Below are 14,484 nucleotides of genomic sequence, written 5' to 3'. Positions count from 1 at the left end.
GCTATTTGGCCTTTTTAAGTATCTCTTTGGCTACTTCGGGAATATCTTTGTCACTGACATCAATAACAATATCAGCCGCTTTTTTGTAAAGGACTGAGCGTTCATCATACAGCTTTCGCGCTTTTTCAATATCTTGAAACAAAGGACGTTTACGAAGTTTTTTTTCGGCATTCGGATGGGCTAATATTCTATTATAAATGGTTTCAAACGGGGCTGACAAATAAACAACCGTACCGATTTTAGAAAGATTCGGAACTTTAAAAAATCCCCCTCCGGTTGAGATAAGGGTCCCTTTTACCTCTTTTTGAAGCCAGAGTGCGACTTTACGTTCCAAGGCACGAAAATATTCTTCTCCCTCTTGTGCAAAAATCTTTTTGATCGTGCGATTTTCCATGCTTTCAATAATATCATCCGTATCCAAAGCAACCAAATCGGAGAGTTTTACTATTTCACGTGCGACTGAGCCTTTTCCGACTCCCATAAAACCGATCAGAATAATGTTTTTCATAAATTCTCTACTGTTGGATTATAATGACGCAATAATATCACGCATTAACTTAGGAGTGCTTCTTGACTCATGTTCAAAACCTCTATTTAAAAGAAGAACCTAATGAAAATTCGGAACTTTTTTCAACCCTGTTTCAAAATGATTCCCTAAAAATCGAATCCATCCGTTCATGGCTGAAAGATCCCGGCGAACACTACAATCAAGAGCAGGATGAGTGGGTGTTGCTCCTGAGCGGAGAAGCGAAGCTCGAAATAGACAATCAAACTTTCGACTTAAAAAACGGTGACTACTGCTTTATCCCGAAGCATACCCCGCACAGGGTACTTTCAACATCGAAAAATGCCCTATGGCTGGGGATTTTTAGCTCTTAAACTCGTTAATACGGGCAGAAAGTGATTGAGCAACGTGCATCAGCTGTGCAGAATCATTTTGAATCTGATCGACACTTTTTTGATTTCCTTCGGAAACGGTATTGATTTCCGAAATTTTATCAATAATCCACTCGATATGTCCCACCACTTCTACCGAATCGTTATAGGAGCGTTCCGCAACCGTGACAGAACGTTCCATTTCCAAAGAAGTAGAGGATATTTTTTCCTCAACTTCATTTGAAATTGTCGTCAGATCATTCATATTTCTGGCATTCTCGCCCATTTTATCGCTGACATCGTTAATCGATTGAACAATCGTACCGACACTGATTTCAATTTCGGTCAAACTTTTTTGGGTTCGTTCGGCAAGCTTGCGTACCTCATCGGCTACAACGGCAAATCCGCGCCCGTGTTCGCCGGCACGTGCCGCTTCTATGGCCGCATTGAGGGCTAAAAGATTGGTTTGATCGGCAATGTCTTTAATTACTCCCAACACATTTTTAACCTGATCCGCATCATGCCGTAAAGAGAGGAGCTGAGCAGACATTTCGTGTTCCGTTTCAATATACCCCTCTACTTCTCCAACCAATTTGGATAGCGCATCTTTCGCAGTCAACAGCTCCCCGTTGGCATTAGCCACATTGCGCTGTGTCTCTTCTGATACCGCAATCGCGCCGGAGAGGATATCTTTAATCGAATGACTTTTTTGGGTTGTCGCTTCAACAATATGGCGTTCTTGATCTACACCGTCTGAAATCGTGCGTGTCGCTTCGGTAATAGTGGTGGCAATCATCGAATTTTGACGTCCTAGGTCTTTGACTTCGTTGACCGTTTCCTGCACCATCGCAACAAAATTATTCACTGCCAATGCCGCATCGGAGAATTCGTCTTTTTTCGTCGCATCCAGACGCTTGGTCAAATCTTTGTCCCCGCTGACCAAAGCGCCGATACGCTGGCGCAGCCCTTCTAGAGGTGTTAATACCTCTTTTCCGAAGAAAATATTGAGGACAGAGACAAAAATAATAACAACGACACTTAACGCGATTAATAAAATCGTCTGGGTTTTGTTGATTTCAGCATCATTTTTTTCCAATGAAATGATCAGATCCATAACGCCGATCGCTTCACCGACTTGGATATTGGTGTGGCAGGCGATACATCGATCTTCCGCTATAAGAGGCTGAAGGAGCCGGATAGTATGGGTGCCGTTCGTGCTTTCAATCACTTGGGGTTTTTTCGTTTTAAAGACTTCCTGAACCATCGGTTCATCACTGAATTTCTCATCCAAACCGAATAAATCGATCACCTGCTGCGACTTTTGAACTTTGAGATTTTCAATACCGTCAATTTCCTGAGCATGCTTGATCGCCTCATTTACAACAGCCGGATCACCTGCGAGCATACTCCCAGATAAGGTTTGAAAAATAGATTCACTCAGCATATTCAAAGAACGTTTGGCCGTTTCATTCGAAAAATCATGAAACGTTGTGGTCAAATACCAGTAGATGGTACCCAATCCCAAAAAGCTGAAAAGCAATGTCGTAAAAATGATTTTTGATTTGACGGTATTAAACATTCTAACGGCCTTTGTTATATAATCTAGAAATATTAAAGCAACTATTGTACCGTATATCGATCTCCTCTATGAGGAAGACTTACAATTTTGTCAGCCGTTTCCATTTTTATCGGCAAATTCATCGGTCGGCGCATCGAAACCGGATCCACTTTGCTGACACTGAAATGAAGATGCGGACCGCTGCTGTATCCCGTATTTCCCGAATAACCGATAAGTTCCCCTTTTGCCACTTTTTGACCGATAACGGCGACATTTCCCCCCTGCTTCAAATGGTAATAATTACCCATGGTCCCGTCACTGTGTTCAATGATCACGTAATTTGCGTATTGCCGATATCCCGGATTTGCCCCCCCGATATTATTTCGCCCCTCCGACCCAACGACAATTCCTTCACGCGCCGCATAAATCGGCGTGCCGACCGGGACGGGGAAATCAACGGCATAAGCCGAGAGCCCTTTATGTGTCGATTCTCCGTTGTATCCTTGGGAAACATACACCTCGCTTCCTTTCAGAAATGGGAGTTTATACAGATAGCTGTCTTGATGGATCGCAAATGCCGATCCTCTGACCCAACCGTACGAAGAGCGATAATTTATGGACTCCGCCGATGCAATACGGGAGAGTTCCAAGACTCTCTTTTTGCTTCTTCCCGGTATTTCAATAAAAAGAGGAACATTGGCAGAGGGCTTTAAATTTACAAGCGACTCAAAATCGATGTTCAGCGTAACTGTATAGGGATTTAGATTTTCAGCCTCAAATTCATACCCTCCGGCACCATTGGACTCCGCACTCAAAATGACGCTGTTGCGGGAACCGATTTGGGCCGTTTTTTTGACTCCGGAGACTTCCGAGCGTTTTAAAATCCGCAAATGTTCTTCATAAGCCTGCTCCTGTTCAATCGCGAACTGGATGCTTTTTTCCTCCAGTTCCTGTTCATCGCATAACGCTTCAACGCTTTTGATGGAATGGTTCGGATAATTTTTTTGGTAAAACGCAATAACTTCGGAACGGATTCGGGGATGATGGATCGGCTCCAGCGGGACGGAAACCAAATCCTCGAACCCTTTTTTATCACTCTGCGACATTGCGGTATTTAACGACTTGCGATAAAGCATATCGATGGACTCTTTGGTCTTTGAAAGTTCCCTCAGATCTTTGAGATAGGCCCTTAACAGCTCTTTGTCCACCTCTTTGGCAGCGGTAAGTTTACGCCCTGTACTGAGCGTTGATTCAACTCCGTTCAAAAAACCGTACAATAAATTTTTATTAGGCTCCATAACCGGTTTCTGACTCAATTTCTCAATCGATGCGGTACTTTTTTGGAGCGGTGCGGCAAGGGTGTCGAATATCAGCGGAGCAGGCGCGGCCAAAAGCACTCCGTAACCGATCCCGATCAAAACGCCGATACGCATCAAAACTGTCTCCATTTTTTTTAATTCTAACATTATTCCTCTAAGGCTATAATATCGTCTATTTTAACAGTGGGGTAAAAGTGATGTCTGTAAAAATCTTAGATGTGATAAAACCGGGAGTGATTTTCGGAGATGATGTTCAAAAACTCTTTGAAATCGCAAAAGCTGAAGGTTTTGCCCTTCCTGCGGTCAACGTAGTCAACACCGATTCGATCAACGGTGTCCTCGAAGCTGCCAAACTGGTCAATTCTCCCGTCATTATCCAGTTCTCCAACGGCGGGGCAAGCTATTTCGCCGGAAAAGGGCTCAGCAACGCGGATGAAAAAGCGGCAATCGCCGGAGCGATCAGCGGAGCAATGCACGTTCATATGATGGCCGAAGCCTACGGCATCCCGGTCATCCTCCATACGGATCATGCCGCACGCAAACTTCTTCCGTGGATCGATGCCCTTCTCGATGCGGGGGAAAAACACTTCGCTCAGTACGGCAAACCTCTTTTCAGTTCTCACATGCTCGATCTTTCCGAAGAGTCACTCGAAGAGAATGTCGCAACCTGTGCCCTTTACATGAAGCGGATGGATAAAATCGGTATGACCTTAGAGATCGAACTCGGTGTTACCGGAGGAGAAGAAGACGGTGTCGATAACAGCAGTATCGATAACGCCCTTCTCTACACACAGCCTGAAGACGTCGCCTATGCGTATGAGAGACTCAGCGCGGTAAGTGAGCGTTTCACTATCGCCGCATCGTTCGGAAATGTCCACGGCGTCTACAAGCCGGGTAACGTCGTCCTCACCCCGATCATCCTCAATAACTCCCAAAAATACATCAAAGAAAAATTCCAAACCGCTTCAGATAAACCGGTCAACTTCGTTTTCCACGGCGGTTCAGGATCTACTCACGCAGAGATCCGCGAAGCGATCAGCTACGGCGTCATCAAAATGAACATCGATACCGATACCCAGTGGGCAACCTGGGAAGGGGTAAAAGACTATTATGAAAAATACAAAGCTTACCTCCAAGGACAAATCGGAAATCCTGAGGGCGATGATAAACCGAACAAAAAATATTATGACCCGCGCAAATGGCTCCGCAGCGGTCAAGAGACATTGATTGCACGGGTAAAATCAGCCTTTGACGATTTGAACGCCATAAATAGAAACTAAAACGCTAAGGGGAGAAATCCCCTTCCTTCAGGATAAAATCATTATTTTGAATAGGTGATTTTCGCTTTTTCATGGAGCGCCGCCATTTTTTTCTCCATCGTCTCTTTAAATTTATCCATTTTCAACCGCTGTTCTATAAAGCTTTTCACCGCATCAAACCCCATTTTTTTAGCCGGTTTTCTATCTTCGACGTAGATGACATGATATCCGAACTGACTTTGTACCGGAATCGAAGATACCGTCCCTGTTTTCAGAGCAAACGCGGCATCGTTAAATGAGGCTACCATCTGTCCGCGCGGAAAATATCCGAGATCCCCTCCTCTTGCGGCACTGGGACCGATCGAAAACAACTTGGCTTGAGCCATGAACTCTTTTTTAAGCCGATCCCCGCTGAGCGTTTTCATACTGGCAATAATCGATTGCGCCTGGGTTTTACTTCGTACCAAAATATGGCGTGCATGAATTTTTTCTTTGTCGATAAATTCATTCGGATTCGTATCAAAGTAGGCTTTTACCTCTTTTGCGTCCACTTTGATCGCATCAAACTGCTCTTGTTCCCACACTTTTGCCGCAAGCTGTACTTTTAAACGATCTATTGTCGTTTCAAGTTCTTGTTTATACTCTTTTGAATCCAATATTCCCGTTTTTTGTGCATCATCATAAATCAGATTTTGAACAATCATCCCTTCGATAATACGATGGCGCAATTCATTTTGTTTATCGGGACTAAGAGAATCAAGCCTCCCCTGTGTCCCTTCTATCAATACTTTATTAACCTCATCCGAAGTTATCTCGTCTCCGTTAACCGTTGCTAAAACGGCGGCTGATGCTGAGATTGAACCCAACAATAGACCCATAATCCAAGCGGCATAATATCGCTTCATAACAATCCTTTACCCTTTAAAGGTTCTTCAGTGTCCTGATTTATTCGGGAAAATACTCACCGAGCAGGTCATCCCGGCTGAGAGTTCCATCCCATTAGGAATCTTGTCGATATGGATACGTACCGGAATACGCTGAGCCAGACGAACCCAAGTAAAAATCGGATTGACGTTGGCCAACAACCGTCCGTCGGTAGTGTTATCCCGGTCGCTAATCCCTCTGGCGATACTCTCTACATGCCCTTTCACCACAAATTTTGTCCCCAGCATTTTCATTTCGGCTTTGTCCCCGACATGGATCAACGAGAGCTTATGCTCTTCAAAATAGCCGTAAACCCAAAAAGAACCTTGGGTGATCATTGCCATACGCTTTTCTCCGGCCTGAACGTAATCCCCCTTGCGCAGAAGCAGATTGGAGACCCATCCGTCACACGGTGCACGCACAGCCGAGCGTTCGACATTGAGTTTTTCCGTCTCTACCAGAGCTATCGCCTCTTCGTATTTTGCACGGGCGACCTCTGCATCATAAAGAGCATCGTCACGGTTCTCCGCCGATACTGTCTCATTGTCTGCCGCGCTTCGACGTGCGGATTGGTGCTTTTTCATCTCATATTCGGCTTTTCGTGTTTGTGCGATCGCCTCTGCCGCAGTTAGCGCATGATGAAAACGGACGTCATCAATTTGATATAAAAGGTCACCTTTACGGACGAACTGATTATCGATGACGGCGACACGGCTTACCAATCCCCCGACATCCGGCGCGACCATCACGACATCGGCACGCACACGGCCGTCGCGCGTCCATGCGCTGTTCATATAGTTATCCCATAACAAGATTCCCAAGAATACCGCCAGAGATACGACGGAAAAGGTAATAACAAAGCGTAAAAGCTTCGAAAACTTATTTTTATTCATTTCAAATCCTTAACGATAAATCAGTAAACACGGTGTACAGAACAGACAAACGAACACTGCCGTGCGAAACAGTCCGGGGTGCCAGACATGATTGTACAAACCGCCGTCCGACATCACACGATCCAGCAGAATCTGAACAACGGCCGCAGCAACGAAAATCGGCAGCAAGGTCGGCATCTGAATACCGAACAATGTTATATCTAACGGCATGAATCCTCCTTTGCAAGCGGAAAAGTTGTCGAATGAAGCAGTACCGTACGTATCAGAGCCAACTCGGTGATTAAACTCTCGAACCGTTTAAACTGCACTTTTTCATTGGGTCGATCAGAACTGCGAAGTATCGCTATCGTCTCTTTTAATTCTCTCAACAGAAATTCTCTACGCACATCGGTCGGTCCCTCAAAATAGCTTTTAATCGATTCCAACGCATCGGAAATACGGGGATGGCGATTGTGGGCATAAAGACGCTGGATACTTCGCCGAATAGCTAAAATCGCCCGTCCGATTTCAAGTGTCGTAAGGAGCCATTCGTAAACGAGGCGGCTGGAGCGCATATTCAGCCTCCCCTGCGTAGAAAACTGCTGAACAAGATCACGCCCCGTACTCTCGAGCGCACTGCGCTCTACATTCAAAGCTCCGACACACAGACGTACGATTTGACGGCGCAAAATCTTGGCAACGCGCCGCTGTGTCAGAGAACACGACCAAAAATTAACAACAATATAGGCCAGTCCGCCGAACACTATTCCGATTAAAGCGGCCAGAGAGCTTTCCAAAAATTTGGTCGGTTCTATTTTGTAATACGTATCCAGCGCACATTGGCTCATAAACATAAAGACGAATCCGAATGTAAATACGGGCAGTTTCGGCCTCGTCGTCATCCACCCGATAAAAGCCAGCGTTGGAGAAAGCAGCAGTCCCAGAGTCAAAAGATCCGATGTATAGGCTGGAATAATGAAAAAATCATACACCCCCGCAAATACAAGTGCGACAACGGCCCCTTTAAAAAAATCTTTTACCCCGTCCAGAGGGCTGGGCATCGTCCCCAGCAACAATCCGATGACCACCGCCATAGTAATACTCAGTGTTGCAAAGGGCCATGCGGTCCAAATCCAAAACATCATCGTCAAAAGCAATACGCCGCTTCCGCGCAAAGCCGCAAGCCCTACCAGTACATTATCCGTGTGGGTTGAAAACCGAACCGTCCGGCTAAGCTCCCGAGTTGCATTTCCCGATAAACGGTGTTTCAAAAGCGAAAGATAGGTTGCACAGTGATTATAAAGTTCATTTAATAGCCGGCTAATCAGATAAGCGCCGGAGGTAAACTTATCTTCTCCTTCAAACATAATTTTTTCCAGCTCATATTGCTTTTTCACGCCGGCTTTGGCTTCAAACAGTTCCGTCAATACCCGACTCAAATCCTCAGGAGTCACTACGGTATTCGGACGGTTTTTTAATGCTGCCGAAATAGGTTCATAGAGATGTTCCAATGCTTCCAATAACTCTGTTTTTTCGCTCTCTTTGATGGAGGCGACGATACTTTTCAATGAGCGGAACGTCGTGGAAAGATTCATATACTCATGGTTGAGATGGCCGTAATGCTGTCGCTCTTTCTGATCACTTTTGCTTTCAAAACTGCTGTTGATACGAACGGCGTTCAATCCGACCACCCCGCTGGAAAACCGTGTCACTGCCGGATTTTTTTCATCAAATGCCGCAAATACCGATTCCGGATCGGAGAGGGTCGAGAGGACATTTTGAAAACGTTCCTGCTCGCTGGAAATCAGCGAATCCAATAACCGACGGGGAAAAACGACGTCACTGATTACGGTGGCACTCATAATCCCGACGACCACTTCGGAAAAGCGCGATACCGCAATATCAAATATTTCCAGCGGGGTCTCGATCACCGGCAAAGCAACGATACACATCGTATATCCGGCCAAAACGAATCCGTAGGATTGAAAATTGCGGTATTTGAATCCCGCCGCCGTTGTCAATCCGATCCAAAGGGCGACAAAGGAGATAAACCATACCGGATCCTGGGAAAACATCCCCATGATCACCAATGACATTCCTACACCCGCAATCGTCCCCAAAACACGATAATAGCTTTTGGAAAAGACCAGGCCGCTTTGAGGCTGCATGACGATAAATACCGTAAAAATCGCCGTTCTCGGATCAGGCAGATTCAGCTTCATGGATATCCATAACGCCAATAATGCCGCCATGATCACTTTTGCCATATAGATGACAACCGGAGCATCGATCGTAAGCCATTCGTACAGCGTCCGCTGCCATGGAAAACTTTTAAATGTGCTAATAAATGCACTATCGACTTGCATTTTTATCTTCTTTCAGGACGTAACCGCCGCCCAATGCCTTGATCAGATTAATTTGAATCAACGACTTTGTTTCATTCAAAGAGAGGGTATCCATTTCCCCTTCATAGACTGTTTTTTTAGCCGAAAGATAGGGTAACTTGTCACTCAATCCTAGGAAAAGTTTTTTACACTCAATGGTTTCATTCCCTTTTTTTGCATTCATTTCACGATCATGTAACTGCAGTTGCGATTGGATCAGCTTCGTTTGTTTCAACAATACAACGACTTCATTAGCCGCTTTGATGACGGCCTGATTGTATTCATACACGGAAGCGTTGTAATCGCTGACACTGTTTTGCAGGTTTGCTTTTCGCATCCCCCAATCCAAAAGGGGAAGAGACACCGCGATCCCTGCCGATGGAGAGTACGACGAATGATCCATCAATTTTGACCAGTTAAACGACGTAAATCCGATAAGTCCTGAAAGGCTGATATTCGGATAAAACTGTGCTTTTGTCTGCTCAATCGTATAGCTTTTGCTGAGTGCCGTGTATTTCGCTATTGCGACGTCAGAGCGATGCGCGACAAGATTGAGCATCACCTCTTTAGGTAAAGGGAGGTTGAATCCATGCTTGATAGTCGGAGTTCTGAGGGTCTCTGCGTATGAGGGGAGAAATCCACCCAAAACACATATGGCCTCTTTTTTCCCTTCAATGGAACGTTTCAGTTCCTCCATCCGTTGGGCAATCTGCATTTGTGCACTTTTTTTATCGTTCAGGGCTATCGCGTCAATCAGCCCCAAAGCGTATTGTTTTTCCACAATCTTAAGCTCTTCGCGTGTTGTCCGATCCAACGCATTTAATATACTCAGCTTCTGTTCCTCGTAATGCCATGCGATATAGGTCTCGCATAACGCACTGCTCAGCGCAATTTTGGATGCTTCAATGGTCGCTCTTTGCGCCAAAGCGGTATTTTTTGCGGCAGAAATGTGTGAACTGCGCTCATTCCAAAAATCGAAATCATACTCCAGCATCAATTCAGGCTGATATTGCGTATACGTACCGCCGCCCAAGGGCGGCGGAAAGATATGATTTTCACTGAAGCGTTCACGGATAACACTGGCATTTGCGGAAAGATGCGGCAGATTTCGTGATTCAACCGATTGGATGATGGTATTGGCTTGTGCAAATTTCGCTTCGAGGCTTTGTATGCTCGGTGCTTTGGCAAGAGCCTCTTCTATGATACCATTGAGCTGCTCATCGCCGTACATTTTCCACCAGTCGCGTACGAGTCTCTCATCGTCAAAGTCTCTGCTCATTTTCTCCAGATCAGCATTGATAGTCATATCAGAGAGCGGAACGGCTTTATCCATCTTAGGGACACAGCCGCTCAGCAATAACAAAGAGAGGCAGGCTGTGATCAATATTTTCGGTTGCATGATGAACACTTTAGATTTATTTTTACTCACCGGAAAATGGATCAAGGCGTATCGTATGTCATAGCCATATTGCTGCAACCGTGCGATTCACCGCCGTTACAGGCTTGTGCATAGAGTACAACCGCTTTATACTTGTTTTGCACGACTCCGTCCCCTTTTTCATAAAGAGCGCCGAGTTGGAAACACCCTTGAGCATTTCCGCTGTTGCACGCTTTTTCAAATAAAGCCGCCGCGTCAGAATAGACATTGTTTTTTAAGGCGTTTTCACCCTCTTGATAAGCATCGGCAAAACACGATGACATACCTCCGGCCATAACGAGACAAACCATAACTGTAGATAACTTTTTCATAATTCTATTTCTCCTGTACATTCATTAAAATTTAACCATGAGACGTGCTGGTTTTCAAATTCTCATAGATAATCTGGAGCATATAAGACAATGCCTCTTTTTGCTCACCGCTTAACCCCCTCAGTGCCCTATCCATTACATCTTCACCCATCTGGACAAGTGTTTCCCGAAGCCTCTTCCCCGCAGGCGTGATCGTAACGATATAGGCCCTGCGATCGTTCTCTTTTGCGGAACGCTTGACCAACCCTTTCAGCTCAAGCCTATTGAGCATCAATGTTAAATTTGATTGCTCGAAATAGGTGTCTTGCGCCAACTCTTTTTGTGTCAATCCCTCTTTTTCACTCAGCCGGATTAAAATAACCCGATGAGCATATGAAAGCGAATACGGTTTCAACTCTTTTTCGAATTCATTCTTCAGGGTATTGCGTGCTTTAGCGATAAGAAATCCTATCGACTTGTCAGATTCAAACCCCATAGTGCTCCTTTGAAAGATTTTCGAGATTGTAGAGCAGGCAGCCTTAAATAGTTATTATAATAACTATTATATAGATAATTATATTCACGGCATGGTTTTAAACACTGATTGACGGTGAAAACAAAACAGATTACTGACTTTATTTAACGATTAGAGTAGGAAAAGCAGGTGGAGATAATCCCGCGAAATGCGGGATAGATAGGGAAAAGGAATTGGTTATTTAGTATAGATGATTTTTGCTTTAGCACGGAGATCTGACATTTTTTTCTCCATGGTTGCTTTGAATTTATCCATTTTTAAACGTTGCTCGATGAAATTTTTAACCTCATCGAATCCAAGCTTTTTAGCCGGTTTTTTATCTTCGATATAGATGACATGATATCCGAATTGGCTTTGTACCGGAGTCGAAGAGATCGCCCCCTCTTTCATGGCGAATGCGGCATCGTTAAACGAAGGTACCATCTGCCCGCGCGGGAAATATCCGAGGTCTCCCCCTTTTGCCGCACTAGGACCGGTCGATTTTGATTTCGCTTGCGCGATAAACTCGTTTCTGAGCTTATCGCCGCTAAGTCCCTTCATACTTTTGATAATTGATTGTGCTTCGCCTTCCGTTTTAACCAAAATGTGGCGTGCGTGAATTTTCTCTTTATCGACGAACTCTTCCGGATTCGCATCGAAATAAGCTTTTACCTCTTTGGCATCGACTTTGATCGCTTCAAATTGTTGTTGCTCCCATACTTTTGCCGCCAACTGAACTTTTAGACGGTTCACCAATGCTTCAAGTTCTTGTTTGTACTCTTTAGAATCCAAAACACCGATTTTTTGAGCATCATCATAAACCAGTTCTTGAGCGATCATCCCTTCGATAATCCGCTGACGCAACTCGTTTTGTTTATCGGCCGGAAGAGAATCAAAACGCCCCTGTGTCCCCTCCATCAATACTTTATTGACTTCGTCCGAAGTAATCTCATCTCCGTTAACCGTCGCCAAAACAGCCGCAGATGCGGAGCTTGCACTCAACAATAAACCCAAAATCCAAGCGGTATAATATCGCTTCATTGTTATCCTTGTGTTTCCCCTCTACTGAAAGGGGAATTTGATTTCGGCATTATAATACATTTGTCAGTATAGTATGCAAAAAACAATCAAAATTAAACGGTATTATTTTGCCGTTTTTGCTGTGCGATTTTTAAATATCGGTCCATCGTTTGTATTAGAAAATGTTTATCGATCGGTTTTGCCAAATGGGCATCCAACCCCGCAGCCACGATCCGTTCGCGGTCTCCGATCAATGCGTGCGCCGTTAATGCGATTACAGGGACAAATCCTCTGCCGTCACGCTTATCAATCTCTTTGATCAGTCTGTTGGCCGTTAACCCGTCCATAACCGGCATATCGATATCCATCAACACCAAATCGAAATGTTCTTTCAAATAGGCGTCCACCGCTTTTTGACCGTTTTCTACCGCAACTACGCGGAAATGTTCTTGATGCAAAATCGTCTCGAGCAATTTGAGGTTGATAAGATTATCTTCCGCGACCAAAATTTTGATGTTGTCCGCTCTTGGAATACTCTGAGCTTCAGGAGAACGCGAAATATACTCTTTAGGCATCATATTCCAGATAACCGCCATGGTTTTATGAAGCGAGCTCGGCAGAATCGGCAGCGTCACGATGGATGCGACCGAATCCATAACCGCATTGGCTTTTTCACCGTAATCGAGTTTCATGATCGGGACGATTTGAAGATTTGAATAGGTCGATTTTAATGCATCGATTTGCGCTTTGGCGATATGCGGTATATCCAGAAAAAGGACATCGCTCTCGTGCAGTGTCGTATTTACTAAATCGTGAACCCCTTTTACCTGAACATTAAAAAGTTCCAAATATTTGTGGAGCAATGCCCCTTGAGGGGTGAGATGCTGATCTTGGGTATAAATTGCGGCCCGAGTCCCTTCAACAAAATCGAATGAACCGATTTCATTAATCTGATGGGTTATCCGAAAAGAGAAACGAGACCCTTTTCCGCTCTCGGATGCCAGCATTAAATGCGAATCCATCATATCGACATATTTATGGCTAAGGCTGAGTCCGATACCTAAACCGTCTTTCCCTTTTCGCTGGTTATCCCAAGCCGAAGCGAAAGGGCGTAACAGCGTTTTGATCCGTTCAGATTCGATACCGATACCCGTATCGCTTACCGCATATTCGACTTCGACAAAATTCCCCTCTTCTTTGACGATCAGAATCTCGACAAGGACACTTCCCCCCTCCTCGGTAAACTTGATACCGTTTTGAATGAGATTACGCATAATGGCGAGAATTTTATCCTGATCTCCGATCATCGTTTTAGGCAAATGGGGATCGATTAGAAACATCAAACCGATCTCTTTTGAAAGGGCAAGATCGCAAAACTGCATTGAAAAGTTCTCATACACCTCAAGCGGATTAAACAGTGCCAAAGTGGTATGGATACTGCCGCTTTCAACCTGCATAAGCTCCAACAGATTTTCGATATTCCGCATCATCGACTGAGCACTTCGGCTGGTCATTTGAACATACTCTTGCTGCCACGAACTCAGAGGAGAACCCTTCAGCAAATCGGTAAATCCGATAATCGCGTTCATCGGGGTACGAAATTCATGAGATATATTGGTTAAAAATTTATTTTTAAAGTGTTCGAAATAACGCTCTGCCGCACGTGCACGTTCGATAATCGAGGTGTCTCGAAAAACGACTCCGATTATCGGTTGGTTATCGAGTAAAAGAACCTCTGATTTGACCGCGACATCATACTCGATATCCCCTGATCGGATTTTCCCGCGATAATCTCCCGATTTTGAGAGAAGATACGACAAATTTACCCCTTGCGGGTCAAACCAAAGCTCCAGTGCGGATATATCCTCTATCCCTCCGACATTTAAAAGTTCGAGCAATGCCTCATTGCAACCGACTAAATTTCCGAATAAATCGGTATAGATTATAGGATCGAAGTGCAGATGGGCACTCTGTGTTATGGTCCCGATTAAATGTCCATAATCTTTTTCAAAATTTTGCGTATAAAACAT

Annotated in this window: 14 protein-coding genes; 2 read left to right on the top strand and 12 right to left on the bottom strand. The window is 44.7% G+C overall.

Features of this window, described 5'->3' with window-relative positions:
• Nucleotide 1: 1 nt before the first annotated feature.
• A complete protein-coding gene (locus tag SULKU_RS03215; RefSeq protein WP_013459500.1) occupies nt 2-508 on the bottom strand; it encodes a shikimate kinase in 507 nt (168 codons plus the stop codon).
• A 62-nt stretch (nt 509-570) separates the two neighbouring features.
• Between SULKU_RS03215 and SULKU_RS03210 the strand changes: the two genes are divergently transcribed.
• Nucleotides 571-879: a cupin domain-containing protein gene (locus tag SULKU_RS03210; RefSeq protein ID WP_013459499.1), complete on the top strand. Its 309-nt coding sequence runs from the start codon at nt 571-573 to the stop codon at nt 877-879.
• Here the strand turns inward: SULKU_RS03210 and SULKU_RS03205 are convergent.
• Both SULKU_RS03205 and SULKU_RS14215 read right to left on the bottom strand, forming a co-directional pair.
• Nucleotides 869-2,455 (bottom strand): methyl-accepting chemotaxis protein, encoded by a 1,587-nt coding sequence (locus SULKU_RS03205; RefSeq protein WP_013459498.1) that lies wholly within the window; start codon nt 2,453-2,455, stop codon nt 869-871. The two genes, SULKU_RS03210 and SULKU_RS03205, sit on opposite strands and share 11 nt — an antisense overlap.
• Before the next feature lie 41 nt (nt 2,456-2,496).
• Entirely contained in the window at nt 2,497-3,900 is a 1,404-nt protein-coding gene (locus SULKU_RS14215; RefSeq protein WP_013459497.1) for a M23 family metallopeptidase, read from the bottom strand.
• A 50-nt stretch (nt 3,901-3,950) separates the two neighbouring features.
• Between SULKU_RS14215 and fbaA the strand changes: the two genes are divergently transcribed.
• Nucleotides 3,951-5,033, top strand: coding sequence for a class II fructose-bisphosphate aldolase (fbaA, locus tag SULKU_RS03195; protein ID WP_013459496.1), 1,083 nt, complete (start codon nt 3,951-3,953; stop codon nt 5,031-5,033).
• A 41-nt stretch (nt 5,034-5,074) separates the two neighbouring features.
• Here the strand turns inward: fbaA and SULKU_RS03190 are convergent, their stop codons facing one another.
• The 9 genes from SULKU_RS03190 to SULKU_RS03150 form a co-directional block, all read right to left on the bottom strand.
• On the bottom strand, nt 5,075-5,917 hold the full coding sequence (locus SULKU_RS03190; protein ID WP_013459495.1) for a peptidylprolyl isomerase: 843 nt from the start codon (nt 5,915-5,917) through the stop codon (nt 5,075-5,077).
• A 27-nt stretch (nt 5,918-5,944) separates the two neighbouring features.
• Complete coding sequence (locus tag SULKU_RS03185; RefSeq protein ID WP_013459494.1) at nt 5,945-6,829, bottom strand: efflux RND transporter periplasmic adaptor subunit; 885 nt, start codon at nt 6,827-6,829, stop codon at nt 5,945-5,947.
• 9 nt (nt 6,830-6,838) lie between these two features.
• Complete coding sequence (locus tag SULKU_RS03180) at nt 6,839-7,039, bottom strand: DUF1656 domain-containing protein (RefSeq protein ID WP_013459493.1); 201 nt, start codon at nt 7,037-7,039, stop codon at nt 6,839-6,841.
• Nucleotides 7,030-9,174, bottom strand: coding sequence for an FUSC family protein (locus SULKU_RS03175; protein ID WP_013459492.1), 2,145 nt, complete (start codon nt 9,172-9,174; stop codon nt 7,030-7,032). Before SULKU_RS03175 ends, SULKU_RS03180 begins: the two co-directional genes overlap by 10 nt.
• A complete protein-coding gene (locus SULKU_RS03170) occupies nt 9,161-10,591 on the bottom strand; it encodes an efflux transporter outer membrane subunit (RefSeq protein WP_041666728.1) in 1,431 nt (476 codons plus the stop codon). Before SULKU_RS03170 ends, SULKU_RS03175 begins: the two co-directional genes overlap by 14 nt.
• A gap of 41 nt (nt 10,592-10,632) precedes the next feature.
• Complete coding sequence (locus SULKU_RS03165; protein ID WP_013459490.1) at nt 10,633-10,941, bottom strand: tetratricopeptide repeat protein; 309 nt, start codon at nt 10,939-10,941, stop codon at nt 10,633-10,635.
• Nucleotides 10,942-10,972: 31 nt separating this feature from the next.
• The gene (locus SULKU_RS03160) at nt 10,973-11,416 is read right to left on the bottom strand and encodes a MarR family winged helix-turn-helix transcriptional regulator (protein ID WP_013459489.1); all 444 of its coding nucleotides are present in this window, start codon (nt 11,414-11,416) and stop codon (nt 10,973-10,975) included.
• A 216-nt stretch (nt 11,417-11,632) separates the two neighbouring features.
• Nucleotides 11,633-12,475: a peptidylprolyl isomerase gene (locus SULKU_RS03155; RefSeq protein ID WP_013459488.1), complete on the bottom strand. Its 843-nt coding sequence runs from the start codon at nt 12,473-12,475 to the stop codon at nt 11,633-11,635.
• Nucleotides 12,476-12,567: 92 nt separating this feature from the next.
• On the bottom strand, nt 12,568-14,484 hold the full coding sequence (locus tag SULKU_RS03150) for a response regulator (protein WP_013459487.1): 1,917 nt from the start codon (nt 14,482-14,484) through the stop codon (nt 12,568-12,570).

It is taken from the genome of Sulfuricurvum kujiense DSM 16994 (genome assembly GCF_000183725.1).
Taxonomy (GTDB): Bacteria; Campylobacterota; Campylobacteria; order Campylobacterales; family Sulfurimonadaceae; genus Sulfuricurvum; species Sulfuricurvum kujiense.
Note: the sequence above shows the minus strand (reverse complement) of the source record. Positions and strands in the feature narration are given on the sequence as shown.